Genomic DNA, 24,393 nt, shown 5'->3' with positions numbered 1-24,393 from the left:
CGACACGCCTCAACGCTTGCCCACCGGCAGCATCACATTCATCAGCATCGGATCGTCAGGATCGGCGGTGACACTGAAGTGCAGTTGCCGGCACATCGCCAGCATGGTGCGGTTCTCGCGCAGGACCTGGCCCTCGATGACCTGGAGGCCGAGCCAACCGGCGTATTCGATCATGATCCGCATCAATTGCCAGCCAATGCCATGACCCTTGAGATCGGAGCGAATCAGAATGGCGTATTCACCGTGGCCGTAGTCGGCATCGGCATGCAGACGCACCGCACCGAGCATCTCGCCCGTGCTGGGTTCGATCGCCACCAACGCGATCGAGCGCGCGTAGTCGAGCTGGGTCAGGCGCGCGATGAATTCGTGGCTGAAATGCTTGAACGCCTGGAAGAAGCGCAAGCGTAGATCCTCCTCGCTCACACGCGCGAAGAAGCGCCGGAACAGCGCGTCGTCCTCCGCACGTACCGGGCGTACGAAAGCCTCGGCGCCATCGTTGAGGACGATGCGCCGCTCCCATTCCTTGGGATAGGGCAGGATCGCAAAGCGCGGGTGGCCACGCCCCTTGTGCAACCGCCGCGACGGCGCCACCGCCACGCGCGCATCGACGGCGATCACGCCGTCGCGGTCGGCCAGCAACGGATTAATGTCCACTTCGCGGATCTCCGGCAGGTCCACGGCCAGTTGCGCGAGCTTGACCAACACCATCGCCACTGCGCGCTCGTCGGCGGCGGGTACGTCGCGGTAGGCCTTGAGGATGCGGCTGACACGGGTGCGGCCGATCAATTCGTGGGCTAGGCGCAAGTCCAGTGGTGGCAATGCCAGCGCCTTGTCGTCGATCACTTCCACCGCAGTACCGCCGCGACCGAAGACGATCACCGGACCGAAGACCGGGTCGTCGGCGATCCCGACGATCAGTTCGCGCGCCTTCGGTCGCAACAGCGACGGTTGTACCAACACCCCATCGATGCGCGCATCCGGACGTGCGGCGCGTGCTCTGGCCAGGATGCCTTCGGCAGCATCACGCACCGCCTCCACGCTGACCAGATTGAGGCGCACGCCATCCACATCGGACTTGTGCGGAATATCGGCCGAATGAATCTTCACTGCGACCGCGATGCCCTGCGCGAGCATCGGCCCGGCCAACTCCGCAGCAGCGTCGGCGCTCGCGGCCTGCACCACCGGCGCGGTGGGAATGCCGTAAGCCGCCAGTAGCTGCGTCGTCGCCAGCGGGTCCAGCCACGCCTGCCCAGCGGCCAACGCGGCATCGACGATGGCACGCGCAGCGGCAACATCGAAGACGACATCGTCGGGCAGACTGGGCGGCGTTTCCATCAACGCCGCCTGCGCCTCGCGGTAGCGCACCAGATGCATGAACCCGCGCACCGCATCGGCCTCGGTGGCGTAGGTGGGAATACGCGCGGCGGTGGCGCTTGCCTCGTTGCCGAGCCAGACCGCGAACACCGGCTTGGCGCGATGGTGATGCGGACGCTGATCGAGGGTGCGGGTCAGCGCCTGCGCCACCTCCGCAGAAGAAGTGAACGCCGTCGGCACGTTGACCACCAACACCGCATCGTTCTCCACATCGTCCAACAACGCGGCAATGGCGGCGGCATAACGTTCGCCGTCGGCATCCACCAGAATGTCCACCGGATTGGCATGCGGCTCCTCCTGCGGCAACGCCTGATGTAGCCGCTGCTGGGTCTGCGGCGACAGGGCCGCCAGCGTGCCACCAAGCTCAACCAGCGTATCCATTGCCAGACGACCGACACCACCGCCATTGCTGAGGATGGCCAGGCGCCGGCCAGGAAAGGTGCTCAACCGACCCAGGGTCTGCGCGGCGGCGAACAGTTCGTCCAGTGCGCGCACCCGTAGCAACCCGGCGCGGGCGAAGGCAGCGGCGTAGACCGCATCGGCGCTGGCCAACGCCTGCACATGGGTGTCGGCATCGGGATCGATGCGCAGCAGGCGGCCGGACTTCACCACCACCACCGGCTTGGCGCGCGCCGCGGCACGGGCGGCGGACATGAACTTGCGTGCGTCGCGGATATGCTCGACGTACAGCAGGATTGCGCGGGTGCGTTCGTCGGTGGCGAAATAATCGAGCAGGTCGGCGAAATCCACGTCCAGCGTATCGCCCAGCGACACCACCGCGGAAAAGCCGACCGCGCGCGCCACGCCCCATTCCACCAGCGCTGCGGCGATGGCGCTGGATTCGGACACCAACGCCAGATCGCCCGGCTGCGGACAGTGTGCGGCGATGCTGGCGTTGAGCCGCGCGTGCGGCGCGATCACGCCCAGGCAGTGTGGGCCGAGGACACGCAGCCCCTTGACGCGCGCCACATGCTCCACCCGCGCCGCCGCCGACCCCGGCCCGCTGCCGAGCCCGGCGGTCAGGATGATCGCCGAGGCCACGCCACGGCGTGCCGCGATCGCGACGATGCGCGGCACCATCCGCGCCGGCGCCGTGATGACCACCAGATCCGGCACCCATGACAGATCGGCAAGATGGCGTACCGTGGGCACACCATCGATCTCGCGATAACGTGGACTGACCCAGCCGATCTGGCCGGGAAAGCCAGCCGCGCGCAAACCGCGTACCACGGCGCGACCTGCCGAGCGCTCGCGCGGACTGCCACCCACGACGGCGACTGCGGCGGGACGGAACACGGACTGCAAATGATAGGTACTCATGGTGGCAGCAGACCTGCGAGCGGATACCCCCACGGTACACGGCTGACGCCGGCGTGGGCAGCATCGGCATGGACAGGGTTGATGCACCTGCCTGCGCGCATATGCGGACGTCTTGGCTACTCTTAGCCGGATCCGCCGCTGCTCGCATCAACAGTCGCATAATAGGACGATGGAGACGACGCATGCATAGCAGCGGCCTGGAACTGGCGTTGGTGTTGCTGCTGGCTGCCGTGATCGCGGTGCCGGTATTCAAGCGCCTGGGCCTGGGAGCAGTGCTGGCCTATCTGGCTGCGGGCGTGGTGCTGGGCCCGGACTGGCTGGGTTTCGTGCAGGATACCCAGCGCATCTTCAACGCGGCCGAGATCGGAGTGGTCATGCTGCTGTTCCTGATCGGCCTGGAACTGTCGCCGGCGCGGTTGAAGGTGATGCGGCATGCGGTGTTCGGCGCCGGCACCGCACAAGTGGCACTGAGCGCCTTGCCGCTGGGCGTGCTGCTGCTGTGCCTGGGCATGAACTGGAAAGGAGCACTCGTGGTGGGCATGGCGCTGGCTCTGTCCTCCACTGCGGTAGGCCTGCAGTTGCTGGCAGAGCGCAAGGCACTCAATAGCGACTACGGTCGGCTCGGCTTCGCCATCCTGCTGTTCCAGGACCTGATCGCGATCCCGCTGCTGGCCGCGGTGCCGTTGCTGGGCGGTGCCAAGAACGACACGCTGACCTGGACCGAAGTGGGGCAAGCGCTAGGCGCACTGGCGCTGGTGGTGCTGTGCGGTCGCTTCGTGCTGCGCCATCTGTTCCGCGTGGTGGCGCGCACGCGCATGCCCGAGGTCTTCACCGCCAGCGCGCTGCTGGTGGTCCTGGGCAATGCCTGGTTCCTGCAGAAGGCCGGGCTGAGCCCGAGCCTGGGCGCATTTCTGGCCGGGGTGCTGCTTGCCGATTCGGAGTTCCGGCACGAGCTGGAGGCGCAGATCGAGCCCTTCAAGGGGCTGCTATTAGGCGTGTTCTTCATCGCCGTGGGCATGGGCATCAACCTGCATCGCATCGCCGCCGAGCCGTGGCTGATCGTCAGCGGAGTGGCGACCCTGCTGCTGGTGAAGTTCGGCCTGCTGGCCGGCATCGGCCGCATGCTGCGCTTGCCGTGGCGCAACGCGCTGCTGCTTGGCAGCCTGCTGTGGCTGGGTGGAGAGTTCGCCTTCGTGGTGTTGATCGAAGCCCAGCGCGTCGGCTTGCTCGACGACGCCAGCCATGATCGCCTGGTCGCGATCGTCGGCGTCTCGATGGGGCTGACGCCACTGTTGCTGATCGGCATGCAGCGGCTGCTTGATGGCGGCGCGGACGCCAAGACCAGACGCACATCGCCAGTGCCGGCAACCCACTACGACACTGTGGAGGCGCAACCGGCACAGGTACTGATCGCCGGCATGGGCCGTTTCGGCCAGGTCGTGGCGCGGCTGCTGACCGCGCAGCGCATCCCGTTCGTGGCGCTGGAACACAACCCTGACACCGTGGAAGACTTGCGCCGGTTCGGCAACAAACTCTACTACGGCGACCCCAGCCGACCGGATCTGCTGCGTGCGGCCGGCAGCGACAGCATCCGCCTGTTCGTGGTGGCGATGGACGACCCGGAAACCAACATCAAGACCATCCGACTGATCCGCCGCCTGTACCCAAGCGCCAGGGTGTTGGCACGCGCGCGCAACCGCCAGCACGCCTGGCGGCTGATGGACCTGGGTGCCGAACCGTTCCGCGAAGTGTTTGCCTCCAGCCTGGAACTGAGCGAACAGGTCCTAGTCGGCCTCGGCCTGGACCAGGCAACTGCACGTGACCGCATCGCCCGCTTCCGCGAACACGACGAACAATTGCTGCGCGCCCAACACCTGGTCTACGACGACGACACGGCCGTGGTGCAAACCGCGCGCGCCGCGCGTGCGGACCTGATGCAGTTGTTCGAGGCGGACGTGCAAGACACACACACAGCACGCGCAGACGATACAACGTCGATCACGCCGCCAACACGCACCTGATCCTGGCGCAGCAACGACGCCGTGCGTGGCTCGGCAAGCGCAAGCGCCGCGATCCCAGTGCTTCCGCTCCCACGGCGGCGACGCGTCTGCCGACAAAAAAGGCGCACGACTCGGACGCACCAACAGAGTGCGCGTTACTTACCACAGGTCGTGACCGACGCCGTGTTGCATTCGCACTGAAGACGCTTGCCTGCTGCGCAGAAGCACGCAGCCGCTCCACCCTCAGCGCTTGGACGGTTTGCTTGAGGGACGTTTTGCGGCCTTGGCCTGCACGCGCTTGGCCGCTTTCCCGACCGGCACGGCGGACGCCAGCGCCGGCTTGTCCGGCCTGCGGGCCACGCCTGACGCAGACGCGGCTCGCGCACCCTGCGGCGTCGACGTCAGCGAGGACGTCTCGCTGGCGGGAGGGTCGGGCGGGCGCCGCGGCGGCGGCCGGCGACCGGCGACCGGCGGTCAGGGCGCGCCAACTATGCCCGCCATTGAGCGCCAACAGCGCATCGGCTGTCGCCGGACCGGCGCTACCGGCAGGATATTGCGCCACTTCGTCGGCCGAAGTCTGCCACGTATCGAGAATCGGCTGGACGATGCGCCAGGCCGCCTCAACCATGGTCGCATCCTGGAACAAGCCGGCCTCGCCATGCATGCAATCCTGCAGCAGCCGCTCGTAACCAACCGTATATTCCTTGGGAAACCAATCGCGATAGCGGAAATCCATCCGCACCGGTGCCAGGCTGATCCGCGCGCCCGGACGCTTGACGTCGAACTGCAAGGAGATGCCCTCATCGGGCTGGATGTGCAGCACCAGCCAGTCCGGGCCGTAACCGCCGATCTCGGCGCTGCGCAGCGGCGCCAACGGCGCCGGCTTGAAGCGGATGGCGATCTCGGTCGTGCGCTCGCGCAAGCGCTTGCCAGTGCGCAGATAGAACGGTACTCCGGCCCAACGCCAGGTATCGACCTGCAACTTCATCGCCACGTAGGTTTCGGTGTTGGAATCCGGCGACACCGTATCCTCCTCACGGTAACCCGGCACCGCGTTGCGCCCGATCGCACCGGCCGCGTACTGGCCCCGGACCACGTCCACCGGCGTCAACGGCCGCACCGCCTCGATCACTTCGGCACGACGACGCAACATCGCCGCCGGAGTGAACGCCGCCGGCGGTTCCATCGCGATCATCGCCAGCAGTTGGAACAGATGGTTGGGCACCATGTCGCGCAGGCAACCCGTGGGATCGTAGAAGCCACCGCGACCCTCCACACCGATGGTCTCGGCGGCGGTGATCTGCACGTGATCGATACGATCGCGGTTCCATACCGGCTCGAACAGACCGTTGGCAAAGCGGAACGCGAGGATGTTCTGCACCGTCTCCTTGCCCAGGAAGTGGTCGATGCGGAATACCTGGTCCTCATCCAATACCCGGCCGACGATGGCGTTGAGTTCCTGCGCACTGCGCAAATCGTGGCCGAACGGTTTCTCCACGATCACCCGGCGCCAGCCCTCGCCAGCCACCTGACGCACCAGCCCGGCCGCGCCCAGGTGTTCGATCACCGGCGCGAAGAAGCGCGCTGCGGTGGCCAGGTAGAACAACACGTTGCCGCCGCTGCGCTGCTGGGCACCGATCGTCTCCAGCAACTCGCCCAGCGCACGGTAGGTGCCGGCGTCGGCAAAATCCCCTCGCAGGTAGTACAGGCGGCTGCGCAACCAACTCCACGCCTGCTCGTGCGCGGCATCGGCCTTGAACTCGACATCGCGCTCAGCCATCAAGGCACGCAGGGCGTCGCCGAGCATGCGCCGCCAGCCCGCTTCACCGACCTGTCCATGATCCACGCCGATCACCGCGAACTGTTCGGGCAGCGCACCGCTGCGACGCAGGTTGTACAACGCCGGCAGCACCAGACGCCGGGTCAGGTCGCCGCGTGCGCCGAACACCACGATCAGGCATGGTGGGGTGATTGGATTGGCATCGCGCATGATGGAGTGTCCTGTTTGCCGATCGGATCATGCAGGCACAACACGGGGTGGAGCAACACCGCGTCGCATTGCCCTGCGCAGGCTGCTGATCGGGCAGCACATGCGCCGGGTCACCGCAGCACAGAGCATGGCAACGGCGGTGTTGGCGCCGCATCGCAGGAAGGAACGCCTCAGCGCGTTTCGCGCAGGAACCGGGCCATCGAGGACACGCCCGGCAACGCAGGCTGAAATTGACCGGCAACATCGACGAAGCCGCGCATCACCGCGATTTCGCGCGCAGTGCGGTTCAAGGTGTCGCGCAGATCCGGATCGGCGCCGGCGCGCAACAGGCGCTGCACCAACAGCGGCAACCCATGCAAGGCCGCCAAATGCAGCGGGCCGAAACCGTGCGCGTCCTGCACATCGAGGCTCACCTCCTCATCGAGCAGTCGCTCCACACCTGCCAACACCACCAGTTCTTCGCAAGCGGTGCCAGGTTCGGCGCGCGAACCCAGCAGCGACAACAGCGGCGTCACCCCGTCAGCGGAACCGCGATCGGCTTCGGCACCGGCCAGCAGCAGGGTATCCAGCAGCGCCAGCAAGCGCGACTTGTCGCGTGCGCTGAAGGCGTACAGCGTCGCGCAGTGTAAAGGCGTACGTTGCTGTGCGTCGCTGGCATGCACATCGGCTCCGGCGGCCAGCAGGCGCGCGGCGATATCCGGCAGACCCAGCGCACAAGCCAGCATCAGCACGGTGACGCCACCAGGCAGGCGATGCTCGATCTGCGCACCGGCTTGCAGCAATGCAGAGACGATGCCGACCTGACGCATGCTCACCGCCGCGGACAACGGGGTGACGCCGCTGGCCGCAGCATGGTGCAGATTGGCACCGCGCGCCAGCAGCAGATCCAACGCTGCGGCATGGCCACCGCCGGCAGCGCGCAGCAGTGCGGTACAACCCTGCGCGTCCACGGCGTCCACCGGCAGGCCCAGGTCGATCAGGCGGCGGATCGCATCGGCATCGCCTACCATCGCCGCTGCGGGCACATCGGCTTCGCGCAGCGGACGCAGCGGCAACGGCCAGATTCGCCAGTCCAGCCAAACGGCCAAATCGCGTCGGCCACTGGCCAAGGCCACGCCCAGGGGAGTCTGGCCGTCGGCGGCTCGCGCCTCCGGCGAAGCGCCCTGTTGGATCAGCAGTTTCAGCGAGGCCTCCCGGCCCAGCGCTGCTGCCAGATGCAGCGCGGTCATGCCATGACTATCGCGCGCCTCACGGTCGGCACCGCGCTCAAGCAAGTGCAACTGCAAGCGCAACCAACCCAGGCGCACTGCCAGCGATAACGGCGGATCACCGGCAGGCGACGGCGCGAACGGATCGGCGCCGCGTTCGAGCAACTCCAACGCAAACTGCTCCAGCGCGCGCGAAGCATGGTCATGCTGGGCGCAAGCAGCGAGCAGGCGTGTCAAGCCACCTCGGCCAGCCGGCGACACTCCATTGCGCAGCAGCACCTGCAGGCTAGGCAAGGCTTCCACACCGCGCGCAAGCAGCGCGAACATCGGCGTGTCACCGTCAGCATCGAGCACCTCCGGCGCAGCACCATGCGCCAGCAGCCAATCCACCGCGCGCGGTTTCAGCGCCACATCTTTATCGTGCAGCAGGGTGCCCAACTCCTCCACCGCACACAGCCGCGCGAGCGCGGCCAGCCCGTCACCTGGCTGGCCCAGTTGCAGGCCTTCGCGCAGCAGTTCCAGCGGCGCTCGGTCGGGCAAACCGGCACTGCCGATCTCGCCCTGACCATCGCTGACCGCGGCCGGCAATGGATAGTCAGGGTCCAGCGCAGAGACGATCGCCCAGCGTCCCGCCTCGGCGGCCACGTCCACCGCACGACGACCCGCGTGGTCGGGCTGTGCAGCCGATACGCCTAGCTCCCGCAGGCGTCGGATCAAGTCCGGCGACACCTGATCGGCGGTGCAAGCCAACAACAGCGCGTTGCGGCCGTCACCATCGACCGCGTGCACATCGGGCTTGTGCGGCAGCAGCCGTTCCAGCACCGCGACGCGACCATGACGTGCGGCTTCCAGCCACGGGGTACGGCCCAGCGCATCGCGCGCTTCCAGGTTGGCGCCGGCGCCGAGCAGCGCCTGGACGATTTCCACATGCCCGGCCTGCGCCGCCTCGTGCAGTGCACTGCGGCGCTGCTGGTGGTCACGTGCGTCCACCCGCGCCTTGTGTTTAAGCAACAGTTGCACACCGGCCGGATCGTCCTCCTCGGTTCCGGCTGCGGCCAGCAACACCGGGCTGGCGTCGGGTGGCTCGGGCTTGGCCCCACGCTCGAGCAGGAATTTGCCCATCCTCCAGTTGCCGACCTGACAGGCCACCGCCAGCGGGGTCAGACCATCGCGATTGGGCACATCCAGTTCGGCGGCAGCATCGCGCAACAGCGCGGCCACGCCCGGATCGGAACTGCGTGCAGCGTGATGCAACGGAGTATTGCCATCGCTATCGCTGGCACGCGGATCGGCGCCGTTGGCGAGCAAGGTCATCACCGCCTCGGGGCGACCGTGCCAACTGTCGCGGGTGGCGGCCAACAGCGGGGTCATGCCCAGGTGCGGACGGTTGACGTCCACTCCACGCACGATCAAGTCGCGCAACAGGCGCAGGTCAGGCAACACCGCGGCCAGCACCGGCAAACTACGCTGGTCGCGCCAGTCCGCGGCCGGCAGCGCATGCGGATCGCCCCCGGCCTGCAACAACTGCAACGCCCGATCCACCCGGCCGCTGCGCGCCGCATCGTACAGCGCCACGTGCAATTGCTCCTGCGGCGGCGCGGGTTCGTCCATGCGCGGCACGGCGGCACTGAATTCGGCGAACAGGTCGGCCGAGGACGGCACTGGCGACAGCACCTGTGGCGGCGCCACCCGCTGCAAAGCAGCATGCAGCAGTGGCGACAGCATCGCGTAGGCCAACGCCAGCGGCCAGCGTGTGGTGGTCGCCAGTAAGCCAGGCCACGCCATCAGTACGCCGAGGCCGGCCAATGCCAACACCAACCCGGCCACCCCCAGACCGCGCCAAGCCTGCACATCTTGCTGCACCAACGCATGCCAGCGAGGCCGCAGAGAGCCGTCAGCGCATTCGCAGCCGTGCCATAGCGGCCAGATGCGCCATAGTCCGAGCAGGACCGCACTGGCAGCCAAGCTCAGCGCCAATGCCGCAGTCAAGCTGCCGCTATCGCGCAATGCGGCCAGTGGCCAGGCCACCAGCAAGGCAACCACGGCCAGACCACCGGCCCATAGCACCAGCAATGGCGTCACGGTCGCGGCCAACGCCTTCAGGCTGGTCGGGCGCGAACGGCTGCCGCGATGCCAGGACACCGCCAGTGCGAAGGCCGGTTGCGCCAGCCATCCGCCCAGCAAGGCTGCGAACGGGCCAACCCCGGCAGCCAGAGCCAGCAGGGCTCCCAGCGCGGCGGCAAGCATCGGCGCGCGCGTGCGGAAAAAGGATTCAGTCATCGTGTCGATCGATCAGGCCGTCCGGACGCGGCGGCAATTGCAGATGGAAGCCGCAACCGGAGAGGTTCGCGCGCACTGCGACCGGATCGGCGCGGGCCAGCGTGCGCTCGGCGCTGAGTGCCACTTCGAGCACGAACGTTAGCGGGTGCAGCGTAGCCAGCAGTGTCGGCGGCAGACAACCGAAGTCGTCGCGCGCGGCGAGATAAAGGTAGGTGTCCGGTTTACGTTGGCTTTTATAGACGTAGGCTTGCATGCCCGTGGCGTGCGCCCGGCGTGGAAATGCCAGTGATTGTGGAGGAAATGTGCCAGCGGCGAAAGCGCACACCAGCACGGCACTGAACAGATTCCATGCGGGTGCCTATTCACCTTCGCCTGGACGGCGCACGGCAACGATGGCATCGGAAGCGCCGATATAGGCCATACTTGGACGCTTGACCTTCATTTCTGGATGATCGCGTGACCGAAGCGCACCAGTGGCCCCGGATGGCTCCCGTCGCCATCCGCGCGTACACCGCGACCACCGCGCTCGGCAGCGGAGTCCAGGCCCAGGCCAGCGCCTTGCGCGAGGGCCGCAGCGGTCTGCGCCGCAACGATTTCGGCACGCAGCCGCTGCCATGCTGGATCGGTCGGGTGGATGCGCTGGAACGCGCCGCGCTGCCGCCAGCGCTCGCCTATGCGGAAAGCCGCAATAACCGTCTAGCCTGGTTGGCCATGCAACAGGACGGCATGGCCGCAGTGGTGGCCGATGCCGCGCATCGGCACGGCGCCGAGCGCGTTGCAGTGGTGATGGGGACGTCCACCTCCAGCATCGGCGCAAGCGAGGAGGCCTACACCCGGCTCGAGTACGACGCGCAAGGTCCACGCTTTCCGGAGGACCTGAACCAGCCGATCGTGCATACCCCGCATTCGCTGGGCGATTTCGTGCGCCGCGCCACCGGCTTGCGCGGCCCATGCATCACCGTGGCCACCGCCTGCTCCTCCAGCGCCAAAGTGTTCGCCCAGGCCGCACGGCTGATAGCCAACGGCGTCGTCGATGCGGCCCTGGTCGGCGGCGTGGACACGCTGTGCGGCAGTGTGCTGTTCGGTTTCAACGCACTGCAATTGGTGTCGCCGGAGCCATGTCGACCATTCGACATGCGTCGGGTCGGCTTGTCGCTGGGCGAGGCCGGCGGCTACGCGTTGCTGGAACGCAACGACGCCATCGACGCGCCACCGGCCCTGGCCTTGTTGTGCGGCTACGGCGAATCCAGCGACGCGCACCACATGTCCACCCCGCATCCGCAAGGGTTGGGCGCGCGTCTGGCGATGCGCGGCGCACTCCAGCGCGCAGGCGTAGACCCGGCCGAGGTTGGCTATCTCAACCTGCATGGCACCGCGACCCAGGCCAACGATAGCGTCGAGGCGGCAGCGGTGGCAGCGGTGTTCCCAGCCACCCTGCACGCCAGTTCCACCAAGGCCTGGACCGGGCATACGCTGGGCGCCGCCGGCATCGTCGACTCGGTCTTCGCGCTACTCGCACTGCGCGATGGCCTGCTTCCCGGTACTCTCAACAGCGCCATGCCCGATCCCGTGTGCGGCCCGCAGATTCGCTTCGATACCGCCCACGCACAGGTCCGTTACGCGATGAACAACTCCTTCGGCTTCGGCGGCAACAACTGTTCGCTGCTGTTTGGTCGCCCATGAACACGCCCATGTTGAAAGCGGCGATCGAAGGTGTCGGCTTCTGGATGCCAGGCCTGCCCTCGTGGGCGGCGGCACAGGCATTCGCGCGCGGCGCCAAGGCACCGCTGGAAACGCCAGCGCGGCCATCGCCGCAACTACTGGCGCCGAACGAGCGACGGCGCGCACCGGACACCGTGGCAGTTTCGCTGGAGGTGGCCCTGGCCGCGTGCCAGGACGCCGGTCGCGACCCGGCCACGTTGCCGTCGGTATTCACCTCCACCCATGGCGACATGATCATCACCGATTACATGTGCGCCACCCTGGCCAGCGAACCGTTGTCGATCTCGCCAACCAAGTTCCACAACTCGGTGCATAACGCCGCCGCGGGTTACTGGACCATCGGCGCCGGCGCCACCACGGCGACCACCGCGCTCAGCGCGCACCACGGCAGCTTCGCCCAAGGCTTGCTGGAGGCACTGTCGCAATTGGCGGCTGGAGATGAAGCCGTCCTGCTGGTCGGCTACGACAGCCGCTCGGTCGGCGTACTCGGCCGCATCTCGCACAGCGCGGGTCTGCTCGGCGGTGCGCTGGTGCTCAGCACCGCGACCCGCTCCGATCTGCCGCGACTGCAGGCGCACCTGCGCGACGGCGTCGCCGTGCCCGGCGCCGGCGCGCTGGCACGGCATGCCGCAGCGAACGCAATGGCACCGATGCTGCCCCTGTTCGACGCGTTGGCCGTTGGCGCGACCGGCTGCATGCTCGACGCGGGCGGCGGTCGCTGCCTGCAAGTGGATCTGCCCGCATGAGTAGGGCACCATTGAACGACGCCGATGCCGCCATCCTGATCCCGGCGCTGAACGAAGCGCTGCGCATCCGCGAGGTGGTCAGCGACGCGCTGGCGCATTGCCCGCGCGTGATCGTGGTCGACGACGGCTCCGACGACGGCACCAGCGACTGCCTCGCCGGCCTGCCGGTGACGTTGATCCGCCATCCGCAGCGCCTCGGCAAGGGCGCAGCGCTGCGCAGCGGTTTCGCAGAGGCGCAACGTCAGGGCGCGCGCGCGGTGATGACCATGGACGGCGATGGCCAGCACAGCGCCAGCGACTTCCCTCGCCTACTGGCCGCCGCCAACCGCCATCCCGGCTGCGTGATCGTCGGCGCACGTCTGCGCAAACGCGCCAGCCAGCCGGCCATTCGCCGCCTCGGCAACGATTTCGGCGACTGGGGCATCGCCTGGGGCTGCGGCTTCCGCCTGGTCGACAGCCAGAGCGGGCAGCGTCTCTATCCGCATTCGGTCTACACCCTGCGCGATGTGCCCGGCGAAGGCTTCGTGTTCGAGGCACAGCTGTTGATCTCCGCCGCGCGTCAGGCCGGGGCGCGGGTGGTGGCGGTGCCGATCGAGACGCGCTACGCCCAGCAAACTCCCGGCACGTTCCGTAAGAGCCATTTCCGCTTGGTGCGCGATCTGTGGAAGATCACTTCGCACGTGGTCGTACAGGTGTGGCAATACGGCCACGTGGTGCGCGAATACCGCCGCGCCCGCGCCAACCCTGTGGTGATCGACGACGCGGATAGCGGCGGCGCCGCACTCTCCATGGCTTCCGGAAAGGAATCGACGACATGAACGAACGCTGCGCGGACGTGGTGATCGTCGGTGGCGGACTGGCCGGACTGACCCTGGCCTTGCAACTGCGCCAGCGCGTACCGGAGCTGCGCATCAGTGTGCTGGAACGGCACGCGCATCCGGTGCGCGAGGCAGCGTTCAAGGTCGGCGAGTCCTCGGTGGAAATCGGTGCGCACTACTTCGCCGAGGTACTGGGCCTGCGCGAACACCTCGATGCCGAGCAGATCCGCAAGTTCGGCTTCCGTTTCTTTTTCTCCGACCGACGCGAGGATCTGGACCGCTGCACCGAACTGGGCGTGAGCCAGTTGCTGCCGACGCCATCGTGGCAGATCGACCGCGGCCGCTTCGAGAACTTCCTTGGTACGCGCGCTCGCGCGCTGGGCGTGGAGTTCCTCGACGCCAGCACGGTGCGTGGGATCGACCTGGCCGACGACGATGGCAATCACTGCGTGCGCTACGCGCGTGATGGCGTCGAGGCCGCGCTGCATGCACGCTGGGTGGTCGACGCCAGCGGCCGCGCCGGCCTACTCAAACGCAAACTGGGTCTGGCGCAGGACAACGCACACCGCGCCAACGCCGTGTGGTGGCGGGTAGATGGACACATCGACCCCAATGTCTGGTCGCAGGACAACGCCTGGCTGCAGCGCTGCACGCCGCCGGACCGCTGGCGCTCGACCAATCACATGTGCGGCCCAGGCTACTGGTTCTGGATGATCCCGCTGTCTTCAGGCGCGCATTCGCTGGGTATCGTCTGCGATGCGACCCTGCATCCGCTGGAAACGATGAACAGCCACGACAAGGCCATGGCCTGGCTGCGCACGCATCAGCCGCAGATCGCGCGCACGCTGGAGCACAGCGCATACGCGGTGCAGGATTTCATGTTCCTGCGCGACTTTTCCTACGGCTGCAAACACGTATTTTCGGCCCAGCGTTGGGCGCTGACCGGCGAAGCCGGCGTGTTCCTGGACCCGTTCTACTCGCCGGGCAACGACTTCATCGCCATCTCCAACACCTACATCTGCGAACTCATCGCGCTGGAGCGCGACGGGCGCAACATCGCGCCCTATGCCACGCTTTATCAGCAACTGTATTTCTCTTTCTACGAGAACACCCTGACCCTATACCAAGACCAGTACCCGCTGTTCGGCGACGCGCAGGTCATGCCGGTCAAGGTGATCTGGGACTACACCTACTACTGGTCGCTGCTGGCACCGCTTTACTGCTCCGGTCGCACCACCAACGTGGCGGTGCTGGGCCAATTGCGCTCCGCGTTCGAGCAAGCACGTGCGCTCAATCTTGGCGTGCAGGCATTGCTACGCGATTGGGGCGCGGCCAACCGCGCGCAAGACGCCGTGGTGATCGACGGTCGCTTGCTCGACCAATACCTGATCGACTGGTTCCATGAGCTAAACCGCGCGTTGCACGATCGACTGGACGATGCGGCCTTCGTCGCGCGCCTTCACGATAATGTCGCGCACATGGCGACACTGGCCAGCGAGATTCTCGAGCGCGCACACGCGCGGCATCCTGCGCTTGCCGATCATGGACTGACGGTGTACAGCAGCGCACCCGGGCCGGCACCGATTCTGTCGGCTGCTTGGTACGCCGACGCCGCCTGAACAGGCGCAGCAGTTTGCTGCAACGCAAAAATAAAGAAATTTTATTTTCCAATAATGCGACGTTGAATTTATTGTGAATGCGTGAAAAATCACACCGCTCATGCAGTAGCGGGCCGTGACCTTGACATGCTCTGCGGAAAAATTAACAGATGGCGCGACTGTTCATCAGCCACTCATCTGGGGAGCCATCATGTCACACGCGTTGTCCGTGTTAACGCTCTCATTGGCAAGTCTTGCCGTGTCGTCCACCGCGATGGCACAGAAGGGTCCGGCAGTACCAGCGCAGCTACAACAATCCTGCGAAGCATTGGCCGCCAACCCCAACCTCAGCTATCCGGACACAACCTTCACCGGCGTCAGGACCGTTCCGGCAGGCGCCCTGAGCGTAGCGGGAAAACCCATCGACGCGCATTGCCAAATCACCGGCACGATGCACACCCGGGTCAGCCCGGTGGATGGTCAAACGTATGCGATCGGCTTCGAGATGCGGCTGCCCACCACATGGAACGGTCGTTTCTTCTACCAGGCCAACAACGGATTGGACGGCTACGTCAACACCGCGGTCGGCGACATCGGTGGCAGCGCACAGCAGGACAATCCCTTGCACATGGGCTTTGCCGTCATCGATTCCGATGCCGGGCACAACGGCGACAAGAACCGATTTTTCGGGCTGGATCCCCAGGCACGCCTGGACTATGGCTATCAGGCGGTGCAGGCGCTGACCCCGATGGCCAAGCACACCATCCAGACCGCCTACGGCAAGCCACCGGATGTGAGCTATTTCGGCGGCTGTTCCAACGGTGGCCGCCACGCGATGGTGGCCGCCGCGCGTGACGCGCAGGACTACGATGGCATCCTGGCTGGCGACCCTGGATTCCACCTGCCCAAGGCCGCGATCGCGGAAATGGCCGCGGCACAACAGCTGGCTACGCTGACCGACGGCAACGATATACAAAGCGGGCTCACCGGCGCCGAACGTGCATTCGTCGCCAGCCGCATCGTCGCCACCTGCGATGCGCTGGACGGCGTCAGCGATGGCATGGTGCAGAACGTCAGCGCCTGCCAAACCCTGTTCAGCCTGGCAAGCAATGTTCCCACCTGCGGCAACGCTGGGCGCACCGGGCAGTGCCTGACTCGAGCGCAGAAGCAGGTGCTCGCCGCCATCTACGCCGGCCCCCATGACAGCGCCGGCACCGCGCTGTACGCTCCCTTTCCCTACGATCCTGCCATCGGCAGCGGCGACTGGGGCGGCTGGCGACAATATAACTCCATGACCTTGGTGCCGAACTCGATGGCCTTCGTGTTCGCTAGCCCACCGGAAAACATGTCGGTGAACCAGAATCTGGGCCAGTACACGCTGCACTTCAATCTGGATCGCGACGCATCGAAGATCTTTGGCACGTCCGGTACTTACAACGCGTCGTCGTGGTCCTTCATGGTGCCACCGGATGAAACCCACTTGACGACGCTCAAGTCCCGCGGTGGCAAGCTGCTGGTTTATCACGGTACTGGCGACAGCATCTTCTCCTTCACCGATACAGCGGACTGGTACCAGCGCCTGACCACGGCCGACCCCAATGCCGCAAGCTTCGCGCGCCTGTTTGCGGTACCGGGTATGGTCCATTGCGGCGGTGGCCCGGCCACCGACCAATTCGACGCACTGACGCCACTGATCGCCTGGGTCGAACAAGGTCAGGCGCCGACGGCGATTACCGCGACCGCGCGCGGTCGCGGTAGCGTCTCTCCCAACGGCGAGGTGCCGGCCAATTGGAGCAGTCAACGCAGCAGACCGCTGTGCCCGTATCCGCAAGTTGCCCAGTACGTCGCGGGCGATGTGGAGTCGGCCAGCAGCTTCGTTTGCCGCTGATCGTACGCTGGGCAATCGGCACGCGACGAGCGCTGCCTGTCGCCCTACGCAGCGTCCGCTGGTTGTCTCAGCGGCCAGCGAACCCGGCGATGTCACCGCATGCCATGTCCCGCATTCGGCGTCACCTCCGCCATCGCATTTAACCCATGCCGCCGTTGACGCCGATAACCTGCCCGTTGATATAGCCAGCCAAGTCTGTACATAGAAAACCGACCAACGCGGCCACTTCCTCGGGCCGGCCGGCACGGCCGGCCGGAACCAATTGCTTGATCGCTTCCGGCGCGAACGCTGCGCCGGCCATCGCGCTCTCGATCACCCCAGGCGCAACCACATTGACGCTGATGCCGCGGCTGGCCATTTCCCGCGCCAGCGATTTACTGGCGCTGTGCAGCGCGCCCTTGGCCGCGGCATAGTTGGCCTGACCGCGGTTGCCGAGTACCGCCGACACCGACGACACGCTGACGATGCGCCCCCAGCGCGTACGCGCCATCGGCAACAACAGCGGCTGGGTGACGTGGAAGAACCCGTGCAAGGAGACATCGATAACCCGGTGCCATTGCGCCGCGCTCATCCCCGCCAGCGGCGCGTCGTCGTGAATTCCCGCGTTGTTGACCAGCACCTGGATCGGCCCGGCCTCCAGCAACGCCGCCAGCGCATCCGCGCAGGCCTGGGCATCGGTCACGTCGAACGCAATCGCTTCGGCACTGCCGCCGGCCGCAACGATCGCCTCCACAACTGCTACGGCCCGCGCGAGACCGGCATTGGCATGCACGATGACATGCAGGCCCTGCGCGGCAAGGGTGCGGCAGATCGGGCCGCCGAGATCGCCGCTGCCGCCGGTGACCAGCGCGCGACGCGAAACAGGAGATGAGGACATCGGAGCTCACTGGGTGAAATGCAGACAGGGCCGCCATCCTAGCGATTGACGGGCGCGTCCGTGTTGCAGCAGTGGCGCTTGTCCACCTTTTTAGGGATCGGCCGCAGCCGATCGTGCCCGGCGCAGCATCGCTACGCTCGCTCAGCGGTGCCCGGCATCACCGTGGCGCGGCCTTCGGCCAGCGGCTGCCCGGCGTGGACGATACGGAAAGCGTATTGCTGGCCGCTTTCCATCTGTAGCAGCAGCTCGGCCTCGCACTCGATCGCCTGCGGCAGATCGTGCAAATCGGTGACATGCAACTGCACACCCCGCAACGCGACCAACATGCCTGGCCGCACCGGCATGCCAGCGGCGCGACCGAGCAAGCCACCATGCACCGCCATCGCCTGCGCGCCGTATTCGCACAGATGCAGCGCGCGCAGCCGTTGGCCGCATCGCAATGGATGCTCGACACTGCGATGTGCCTGACTGCGTAGCACGATGCGCTGCGCATCCCAGGCCACCACCTGCTCCCACAGGCACATCAGGCCCTGATGCGGGACCAGCGCCGCGATTGCATCGCGTCCATCCAGGCCGTCAGTGTGAGTGTGCATGCCTGCTCTCCTGCGCCGCCTCGCTGGCGGTCTCCCGCGACACCAGCAGCGCCAGTACGAAATTGAACAATACGCCCAGCGCCACGGTGCTACCGATCGCGCGCAGTACCGGGATACTGGACGCGGCCAGCAACGCGAACACCAGCAGCGTCATCAGGCTGCACACGATCAAGGCATGCAGGGTGCGCAACTGATCGGCGCGGTCATCGCCGGCGTGATCGAAGAACAGCGCGTAATCCAGACCCAGGCCAGCCGCCAGGATCAACGCGATCAGGTGGAACAGATTCAGTTCGACGCCACAGCCGCGCAGAATCGCCAGGATCAGCAGCGTGGTCAGCGCCATCGGCAACAACACGCGCGCGATGCGGCGCGGCGTGCGCAGCGCGATCGCCACGGTCAGCACCAGCAATAGCGCAGCCACGCTCAACGCCCCCAGCACCCGCCCACGATAGGCGGCGACCAGCGATTCGGAAGCGTCTTTGAGGTCCAGCAACTGTGCGCCGCTGCCCTGCACCGCACTGGCCAGCCGCGCCGGATCGCGCAGGCCAGTCAGCGAGACCAACGCGGTCGCGTGGTCGGGACGCTCCAGCAACAAGCCACCGACGCTGGTCGCCAGCGGGGTGCCGCGCAAATCGCGCGTGGTCAGCGGTGGTGCGCTGCGCGCGCGCTGCAGGTCGGCCAGGAATGGGGCGAAGGCGTCGCGGCGGAATGGCGTCGCGGCGATCGCCGCGGCGATGAGCGCCTGCGCCTGGGTCGGATCGGGCAAGGCGGCCTGGCGACGGCGCTGCGTCGCCACGCTCGGCAGGTAACGGGCCGCCATGTCGTAGCCGGCCAGTTCGCCCTGCGCGACCAGTGCGTCCAGGCGCGGCCGCAGCCGCTCGGATGCCGCCAATGCCGCGTCCACGGACGCCGCCGGTAACGCCAGCACGTAGCGCACGTCGGGCGCCCCCAGCTCCTGGCGCAGATGCGCGTCGCGGGCCAAGTCCGCAGCCGGCACCGGCGTCAGCTTGGACAGATCGTTCTGCCAGAACGGCCCGGGCGCGAAGACGATGATCGCGACTGCGGCCAGCGCCAGCGGCAACAACGACCAACGCGGACGCGGCAATCGTGCGATGCCGCGCCATAGCCGTGCCAGCGCCGGCGAGTCGGCATGGTCGCGTGGCGATGGATCGATCAGCGCCGGCAACAACAGACGCGTGGTCAATGCCGCCACCAGCAGCCCGGCGATGGTGAACACCGCCAGTTGGCGCAGCCCGTCCACGCCGGAAAATAGGAAGGTGACGTAGGCGATACAGGTGGAGACCACGCCGGTGGCCAGGGTCGGCCACAGATGACGCGCGTTTTCGCGCGGGTCCAGGCCCGGACGCTGATGGCTGAACAAGTGGATCGGATAGTCCTGCACCACGCCGATCAGGGTGAAGCCGAACGCCACGGTGATGCCATGCACGCCATCGAACAGCAACGCCACCGCCCCCAACCCGGCCAGCCCGGCACTGGCCAACGGCAGCACGCCCAGCACCGGGATCTTCCAACTGCGGTAGGCGACCAACAGCAACACGATCAAGCCCACGGTATCCAGAGTACCGATCCACTGCGCCTCGGCCTGGGTGCGCCCGCCGATCTCCACAGAGAACGCACCGGGGCCGGTGAGGGTCAGACGACTGGTGCTCCCCGCGGCAACTTTGGCGAAAGCGCGGTGGATCGCGTCCACCGCCCGCTGCTGGCCAGTGGGATCGAAACCGGCCGCGTGGGTTTGCGCGACCAGCAGCGCTTCCTTGCCGGCGCGGTCGAACCACACGCCGTCGCGTGGCTGCGGAGCGCCGGCCGGCTGCAGCGACTCGGCCAGATGCAGCACTTCCATCGTCGGGTCGCGCGGCAGCAGCGGCTCGACCATGTCCGCCGCTGGCGAGCCCAAATCTTGCAGCCGCGCCTGCAGCGCGTCGGCCACGGTGGCCGCATCCAGAGGCTTGGCATCGAAGCTATCGCTGAGCAGATAGCGGTACGGCAGTAGGCGCTCGGGGACCGCGTCCAGACCGGCGTCGGCGCCATTGGCGACCAATTCGAACACTTCGCGCTGCGCGGCCAATTGCGCACGCAACGCCTGCGACTGCCGCGCCAATGTGGCAGGCTCTGCCCCCGACAGCGACATCAGCAATAGCCGCGAGCCAGGACCTTCGCCGAGTTCGTCCAGCAACAGTTTCTGCGCGGGAGTCCGGGCTTCGGGCATGAATTTGCGCAGATCTCCCGATAGCTGCAGCGCATTGCCCAGCCACACGCCGGCCACCGTCAGCAGCGCCAGCCACAATAGCGCCAGCCAGATCCGCATCTTCGAACCCAACGTGCGCGTCATCGCCGCACCCACGTCGTCGCCCCGCGCAAACGCGGCATTACGTCGCGTCGCCGTGGCACAGCGCGGTCAGCGCAGCGGTCTCGGCGATGTCGGCGGCGGCTTGGGCAGCGCCGGCCAACAGGGTACGTTGAACCTCACCGCTGGCCGGGGTCGTCTCGATGCAGCGCAACTCCGTGCCGCGACCGTACAAGCGCAGGCTGCGCACATGCGCGGCCAACGCCGGTTGCTTAGGTTGCAACTGCAGTTGCCAGTGTTCGCGCGTGCCGACGCTGCTCAGGGTGTACTGCTGCTGCAATTGCGCACGGTCGCCCGACAGCAACGCGCCGAAGCCGCTCTGCAGTCCGGCCAGTTCGGGGACCCGTGCCAGCGAGAACCGCTTGGGCGGTTTGCCGTCGCGCTCCAGCATGGCTTCGCCGCCGCGCAGGGTGGTGATCTCGTGGTAAGGCGCGGTGACCTCGCGCACCAGCGTCTGCGCGTCCGGACGGCGGTATTCGCCCTGCACCCGCAACGGCGCCTTCAGCAGTACCGAGCCGCGTAGCTCGACGAACGCGGTGCTGACAGGTACCGGCCGCACCAGTTGCTGCAGGATCCAATCCGGGTCCAGCGGCTCAGGCGACGCGGCGTATAGCCGTGCGGCGCTGCACAGCAGTATCAGCATCGATAACAAGGTGCGACGCATCGGCATGGGGCGTGTTCCAGAAATCGTAGAAATTGAACCAGTTGTAGGGCGCCGAGCGGGTGTAATGCTCCAGTCTGGCGGCGTAATCGCGCATGAGCGCGGCCAGCGCCGGCGCGCGTTGACGGCGCGGCAGGTCCAGGCACTCGCTGAAGGTCTCGAACACCAACTCGTAGCGGTTCCCGCCGCGGTACAGGCCAAAGGCCAACATCACCGGCACCTTCAGCGCGGCGGCGATCAGCCACGGCGAGGTCGGGAAACGCGCCTGCTCGCCGAGGAAGTCAACCGGCAGAGCGGGGTCCTCCGGCTGCGGGCGGTCGACCAGCAATGCAATCAGCGCCCCCTCGTCGGCTGCCTGCTTGATCGCCATGACGACCGCGGTACTGTCCATCCCGGCATCGATGATGTTGGCCGCCAATGACGGATTCAGCGCCGCCAGCAAATCAGTCAGCGCCGGATTGTGCGCCTTATCCAACACCACCTTGACCTGCACGTCCGGGCGCTTGGTCGCCAACACCCGCAGCGCGTCGAAGCTGCCCAGGTGCGAGCCGAAGATCAGTACACCGCGACCGCGGTCCATCTGCACACGTAGTTGGTCCAGACCATGGATCTGGATCCGGAAACGGTGTATGTGCCCGCACAGCATGAACACGCGATCGAGAATCGTGGAGGCGAAGGTATGAATGTGCCGGGCAACATCCAACAGCGTGGCCGGGCGACCGAAAACTCGGCTCAGGTAGCGCCGCGAATCGCGCCGTTCGGGGCGGCGCACCAGTAGGAAGTACAGGGTGATCGGATACAGCAGCAAACGCCCGATGGTGCGGCCGCCATAACGGGCGATGCTACGAATCAGCCACAGAGCAAAGCGGCCGCCGGCTTCCGGACGCTGTTTCCAGACGGCGCTCACGCCATTGCCTCGGCACTCAATTCGCCGCTGACCAGCAGGTCCTCGCCACGCAGCACACGGAAACGCCAGCGCGGCGCAATGCCCTCCAGCTCGACCCGTGCCGACTGGTCAGGCAGCAGCGGCTGCAGAAACTTCACTTGCGGCAGGCGCAACGGCGCGCGGGCACCGTGCGCGGCCTCGACGGCTTGCAGCACGTGATCCAGCACCACAACGCCAGGCACGACCGGACGACCGGGGAAATGACCCGGCAAACTGGGATGATCATGCGGTACGACAAAATACATACGGTCGACTCATATTCTGGGTTCGAGCATGGCGCGGACGGCCTGGTGCGCACGCTGGGTCAACATCTGCCGGGTCAGCGGGCCATTATCGCTCTGGACCCGGATCGGTGCGCCGATCCGCACCCGGATTATCCCGGGCCTGACCCGGAATAGGCTGCTGGGCGGCAAAACCTTGCCGGCCCCATCTAATGCCACCGGGATCACGTCCACGCCTGCATCAATGGCCGCCTGCAATAGCCCGGCTTTGAACTCGGCCAATTCCCCGCTGCGGCTACGGGTGCCCTCCGGGAACAGACACAGGTCTTCGTCACGGCGCAGCAATGCCGCAGCCTCACGGCGCACGACCGCCCCGGCGCGGCGGCTGTTACGGTCTAGGAACAACATGCCGGTATAGCGCGCATAACAATTCACGAACGGCACCTTGAGCATCTCGTCCTTGAGCAGGAAGCGCAACGGTACCGGCAAGGCCATGAACAACGCGCAGATGTCGATGATCGACTGGTGATTGCTGACGAACAGGTGATTGCGCGACCAGTCCACCCGCTCCCGGCCCTCCACCTGCAGGCGCACCCCGGCACCGAACAACAGCGCAGGCGCCCAGATCCGCGCGGCCATGCGCAGCGGCAGGCGCGGCCCGGTCATGGGCAACAGCAGTAGCACAACCACGATTCCCAACGCCGTGTACACCATGGTGAACAGCAGTTGCAACGCGTTGCACACGGCCCAAGCCGTGCGCGACAGCATCCTTGTTGGGGAGATATTCTTGGATTTTCCCTTGATAATTTGCACCTCCTGGCATCTCCCGTAATGCGCGCGTCAGCGCAACAGATCGCGCCAGAAAACCGGCCCCAACCGCGCCAACCGGTGCAGGAAGTCGAACAAGTTACGGTAGGGGCGCTGCGGAAACCAGCGTCCGCGCAACAGATACTCGCCGACGAAGAAACCACCGATGATCCCGTAGCCGAACAGATTGGCCACCAGCGCAGTGTGTGCGTCGCTGGTCGGCAATGGCGAGGCCCGACCCAGCTGGACCAGTACAACACCAGGCTGGACGCACAGCGCAAGCATCAAGCTCAGCAGGGTCAGCGCCAACAGCACAGGGTCCAGGCAAGGGTCAACCGACGCGTATAGCGCGGTTGCTCGGGGCTGATCGGCATGGCCGCCTGCCGATACAGTGCTTCGACAATGCGGGTAATCAACGGTGTGCGCCCGCGCTGCAGGCTGCGGCCAAAGAACCAGGCGACCCAGGCGGCGAACAACACCGGCGGTACGCTAAGCAACAATAACGCATGCGGCGAGCGCCACAGCGGCACCAGCGCCGCGACTGATACCAGCGCCAACAACACGCCCAACGCAGGCACCCAGCGCGCGGCGTCGGTTCGATCAGTGGGTCTTATTCGCTTCGACATGCGCCGACAGTGCACGCAGCGATGCGAAGTTGCGGCGGTTCTCGTCGTTATCCGAGCGCAACTGGAAGCCGTAGCGCTTGCTGATCGCCAACGCCAACTCCAGGGCGTCGATCGAGTCCAACCCCAGCCCGGTGTTGAACAGCGCCGCCTCCGGATCGATATCGTCAGGCTGCACGTCCTCCAGGTTCAGGCTCTCGACCAGAAGCTCGGCCAGTTCACGTTCGGCGGGGGTTTGCGAAGACATCCAGGTGCTTCCGGACTAATTAGGGAGGTGCGACAAGATGGTGCATCCAACGCAACGACGCAACCATGGGAGCGCGAGCGACACGCTATTATGCGGTTCGTTTCACTAG

At 66.5% G+C, this 24,393-nt stretch carries 17 protein-coding genes and 2 pseudogenes; 6 read left to right on the top strand and 13 right to left on the bottom strand.

The window, feature by feature from the left end; all coding sequences use genetic code 11:
* Positions 1-9: 9 nt before the first annotated feature.
* Positions 10-2,694, bottom strand: a complete 2,685-nt coding sequence (locus tag XaFJ1_RS00740) for a bifunctional acetate--CoA ligase family protein/GNAT family N-acetyltransferase (protein WP_012914710.1) — start codon at positions 2,692-2,694, stop codon at positions 10-12.
* 182 nt (positions 2,695-2,876) lie between these two features.
* On the opposite strand from XaFJ1_RS00740, the gene XaFJ1_RS00735 reads away from it, so the two are divergent.
* Positions 2,877-4,715, top strand: coding sequence for a monovalent cation:proton antiporter-2 (CPA2) family protein (locus XaFJ1_RS00735; protein ID WP_012914709.1), 1,839 nt, complete (start codon positions 2,877-2,879; stop codon positions 4,713-4,715).
* A gap of 222 nt (positions 4,716-4,937) precedes the next feature.
* On the opposite strand, the pseudogene zwf reads toward XaFJ1_RS00735, so the two are convergent.
* The 3 genes and pseudogenes from zwf to XaFJ1_RS00720 all read right to left on the bottom strand — a co-directional run bounded on the left by zwf (position 4,938) and on the right by XaFJ1_RS00720 (position 10,425).
* Positions 4,938-6,684: pseudogene (gene zwf, locus XaFJ1_RS00730) on the bottom strand (glucose-6-phosphate dehydrogenase).
* A gap of 170 nt (positions 6,685-6,854) precedes the next feature.
* Positions 6,855-10,172: an ankyrin repeat domain-containing protein gene (locus XaFJ1_RS00725; protein WP_012914707.1), complete on the bottom strand. Its 3,318-nt coding sequence runs from the start codon at positions 10,170-10,172 to the stop codon at positions 6,855-6,857.
* Complete coding sequence (locus XaFJ1_RS00720) at positions 10,165-10,425, bottom strand: YcgL domain-containing protein (protein ID WP_012914706.1); 261 nt, start codon at positions 10,423-10,425, stop codon at positions 10,165-10,167. The genes XaFJ1_RS00725 and XaFJ1_RS00720 overlap by 8 nt, the downstream gene beginning before the upstream one ends.
* A 230-nt stretch (positions 10,426-10,655) precedes the next feature.
* Between XaFJ1_RS00720 and XaFJ1_RS00715 the strand changes: the two genes are divergently transcribed.
* From XaFJ1_RS00715 to XaFJ1_RS00695, 5 genes are all read left to right on the top strand, one after another.
* Positions 10,656-11,855, top strand: a complete 1,200-nt coding sequence (locus XaFJ1_RS00715) for a beta-ketoacyl-[acyl-carrier-protein] synthase family protein (protein WP_012914705.1) — start codon at positions 10,656-10,658, stop codon at positions 11,853-11,855.
* Between the two features lie 8 nt (positions 11,856-11,863).
* Positions 11,864-12,640: a beta-ketoacyl synthase chain length factor gene (locus XaFJ1_RS00710; RefSeq protein ID WP_012914704.1), complete on the top strand. Its 777-nt coding sequence runs from the start codon at positions 11,864-11,866 to the stop codon at positions 12,638-12,640.
* A complete protein-coding gene (locus XaFJ1_RS00705) occupies positions 12,637-13,458 on the top strand; it encodes a glycosyltransferase family 2 protein (protein ID WP_012914703.1) in 822 nt (273 codons plus the stop codon). The genes XaFJ1_RS00710 and XaFJ1_RS00705 overlap by 4 nt, the downstream gene beginning before the upstream one ends.
* Positions 13,455-15,077 (top strand): NAD(P)/FAD-dependent oxidoreductase, encoded by a 1,623-nt coding sequence (locus tag XaFJ1_RS00700; RefSeq protein WP_012914702.1) that lies wholly within the window; start codon positions 13,455-13,457, stop codon positions 15,075-15,077. Before XaFJ1_RS00705 ends, XaFJ1_RS00700 begins: the two co-directional genes overlap by 4 nt.
* Positions 15,078-15,315: 238 nt before the next feature.
* Positions 15,316-16,944, top strand: a complete 1,629-nt coding sequence (locus tag XaFJ1_RS00695) for a tannase/feruloyl esterase family alpha/beta hydrolase (protein WP_230598196.1) — start codon at positions 15,316-15,318, stop codon at positions 16,942-16,944.
* A gap of 139 nt (positions 16,945-17,083) precedes the next feature.
* On the opposite strand, the gene fabG is transcribed toward XaFJ1_RS00695, so the two are convergent.
* The 9 genes and pseudogenes from fabG to xanC form a co-directional block, all read right to left on the bottom strand.
* Complete coding sequence (gene fabG / locus XaFJ1_RS00690) at positions 17,084-17,821, bottom strand: 3-oxoacyl-ACP reductase FabG (RefSeq protein ID WP_012914700.1); 738 nt, start codon at positions 17,819-17,821, stop codon at positions 17,084-17,086.
* Between the two features lie 131 nt (positions 17,822-17,952).
* Positions 17,953-18,393 carry a hotdog family protein gene (locus tag XaFJ1_RS00685; RefSeq protein WP_045757136.1) on the bottom strand — a complete coding sequence of 147 codons (441 nt, stop codon included), beginning with the start codon at positions 18,391-18,393 and terminating at the stop codon, positions 17,953-17,955.
* Positions 18,394-18,397: 4 nt separating this feature from the next.
* Positions 18,398-20,764 (bottom strand): MMPL family transporter, encoded by a 2,367-nt coding sequence (locus XaFJ1_RS00680; protein WP_045756647.1) that lies wholly within the window; start codon positions 20,762-20,764, stop codon positions 18,398-18,400.
* Between the two features lie 37 nt (positions 20,765-20,801).
* Positions 20,802-21,449, bottom strand: a complete 648-nt coding sequence (locus XaFJ1_RS00675) for a LolA-related protein (protein WP_012914697.1) — start codon at positions 21,447-21,449, stop codon at positions 20,802-20,804.
* A complete protein-coding gene (locus XaFJ1_RS00670; RefSeq protein ID WP_012914696.1) occupies positions 21,373-22,347 on the bottom strand; it encodes a lysophospholipid acyltransferase family protein in 975 nt (324 codons plus the stop codon). Before XaFJ1_RS00670 ends, XaFJ1_RS00675 begins: the two co-directional genes overlap by 77 nt.
* The gene (locus XaFJ1_RS00665) at positions 22,344-22,631 is read right to left on the bottom strand and encodes an ApeI family dehydratase (protein WP_012914695.1); all 288 of its coding nucleotides are present in this window, start codon (positions 22,629-22,631) and stop codon (positions 22,344-22,346) included. The genes XaFJ1_RS00670 and XaFJ1_RS00665 overlap by 4 nt, the downstream gene beginning before the upstream one ends.
* A 9-nt stretch (positions 22,632-22,640) precedes the next feature.
* Positions 22,641-23,375 carry a lysophospholipid acyltransferase family protein gene (locus XaFJ1_RS00660; RefSeq protein ID WP_045756646.1) on the bottom strand — a complete coding sequence of 245 codons (735 nt, stop codon included), beginning with the start codon at positions 23,373-23,375 and terminating at the stop codon, positions 22,641-22,643.
* A gap of 72 nt (positions 23,376-23,447) precedes the next feature.
* A pseudogene (locus tag XaFJ1_RS00655) lies at positions 23,448-24,091 on the bottom strand (COG4648 family protein).
* Entirely contained in the window at positions 24,015-24,284 is a 270-nt protein-coding gene (gene xanC / locus XaFJ1_RS00650) for a xanthomonadin biosynthesis acyl carrier protein XanC (RefSeq protein ID WP_012914691.1), read from the bottom strand. The pseudogene XaFJ1_RS00655 and the gene xanC overlap by 77 nt, the downstream one beginning before the upstream one ends.
* Positions 24,285-24,393: the final 109 nt, after the last annotated feature.

Origin of the sequence: Xanthomonas albilineans (assembly GCF_009931595.1) — a bacterium.
Classification (GTDB): Bacteria; Pseudomonadota; Gammaproteobacteria; order Xanthomonadales; family Xanthomonadaceae; genus Xanthomonas_A; species Xanthomonas_A albilineans.
The sequence above is the reverse complement of the archived record's forward strand: the minus strand, read 5'-3'. Positions and strand labels throughout refer to the sequence as shown.

Excerpts from the sequence above, each read along its gene's own strand:
- XaFJ1_RS00705 (WP_012914703.1), top strand. The coding sequence starts at position 12,637 with ATGAGTAGGGCACCATTGAACGACGCCGATGCCGCCATCCTGATCCCG.
- XaFJ1_RS00680 (WP_045756647.1), bottom strand. The coding sequence starts at position 20,764 with ATGACGCGCACGTTGGGTTCGAAGATGCGGATCTGGCTGGCGCTATTG.
- XaFJ1_RS00660 (WP_045756646.1), bottom strand. The coding sequence starts at position 23,375 with ATGCTGTCGCGCACGGCTTGGGCCGTGTGCAACGCGTTGCAACTGCTG.
- XaFJ1_RS00740 (WP_012914710.1), bottom strand. The coding sequence starts at position 2,694 with ATGAGTACCTATCATTTGCAGTCCGTGTTCCGTCCCGCCGCAGTCGCC.
- XaFJ1_RS00720 (WP_012914706.1), bottom strand. The coding sequence starts at position 10,425 with ATGCAAGCCTACGTCTATAAAAGCCAACGTAAACCGGACACCTACCTT.
- XaFJ1_RS00700 (WP_012914702.1), top strand. The coding sequence starts at position 13,455 with ATGAACGAACGCTGCGCGGACGTGGTGATCGTCGGTGGCGGACTGGCC.
- XaFJ1_RS00735 (WP_012914709.1), top strand. The coding sequence starts at position 2,877 with ATGCATAGCAGCGGCCTGGAACTGGCGTTGGTGTTGCTGCTGGCTGCC.
- XaFJ1_RS00725 (WP_012914707.1), bottom strand. The coding sequence starts at position 10,172 with ATGACTGAATCCTTTTTCCGCACGCGCGCGCCGATGCTTGCCGCCGCG.
- XaFJ1_RS00710 (WP_012914704.1), top strand. The coding sequence starts at position 11,864 with ATGTTGAAAGCGGCGATCGAAGGTGTCGGCTTCTGGATGCCAGGCCTG.
- xanC (WP_012914691.1), bottom strand. The coding sequence starts at position 24,284 with ATGTCTTCGCAAACCCCCGCCGAACGTGAACTGGCCGAGCTTCTGGTC.
- fabG (WP_012914700.1), bottom strand. The coding sequence starts at position 17,821 with ATGTCCTCATCTCCTGTTTCGCGTCGCGCGCTGGTCACCGGCGGCAGC.
- XaFJ1_RS00715 (WP_012914705.1), top strand. The coding sequence starts at position 10,656 with ATGGCTCCCGTCGCCATCCGCGCGTACACCGCGACCACCGCGCTCGGC.
- XaFJ1_RS00675 (WP_012914697.1), bottom strand. The coding sequence starts at position 21,449 with ATGCCGATGCGTCGCACCTTGTTATCGATGCTGATACTGCTGTGCAGC.
- XaFJ1_RS00665 (WP_012914695.1), bottom strand. The coding sequence starts at position 22,631 with ATGTATTTTGTCGTACCGCATGATCATCCCAGTTTGCCGGGTCATTTC.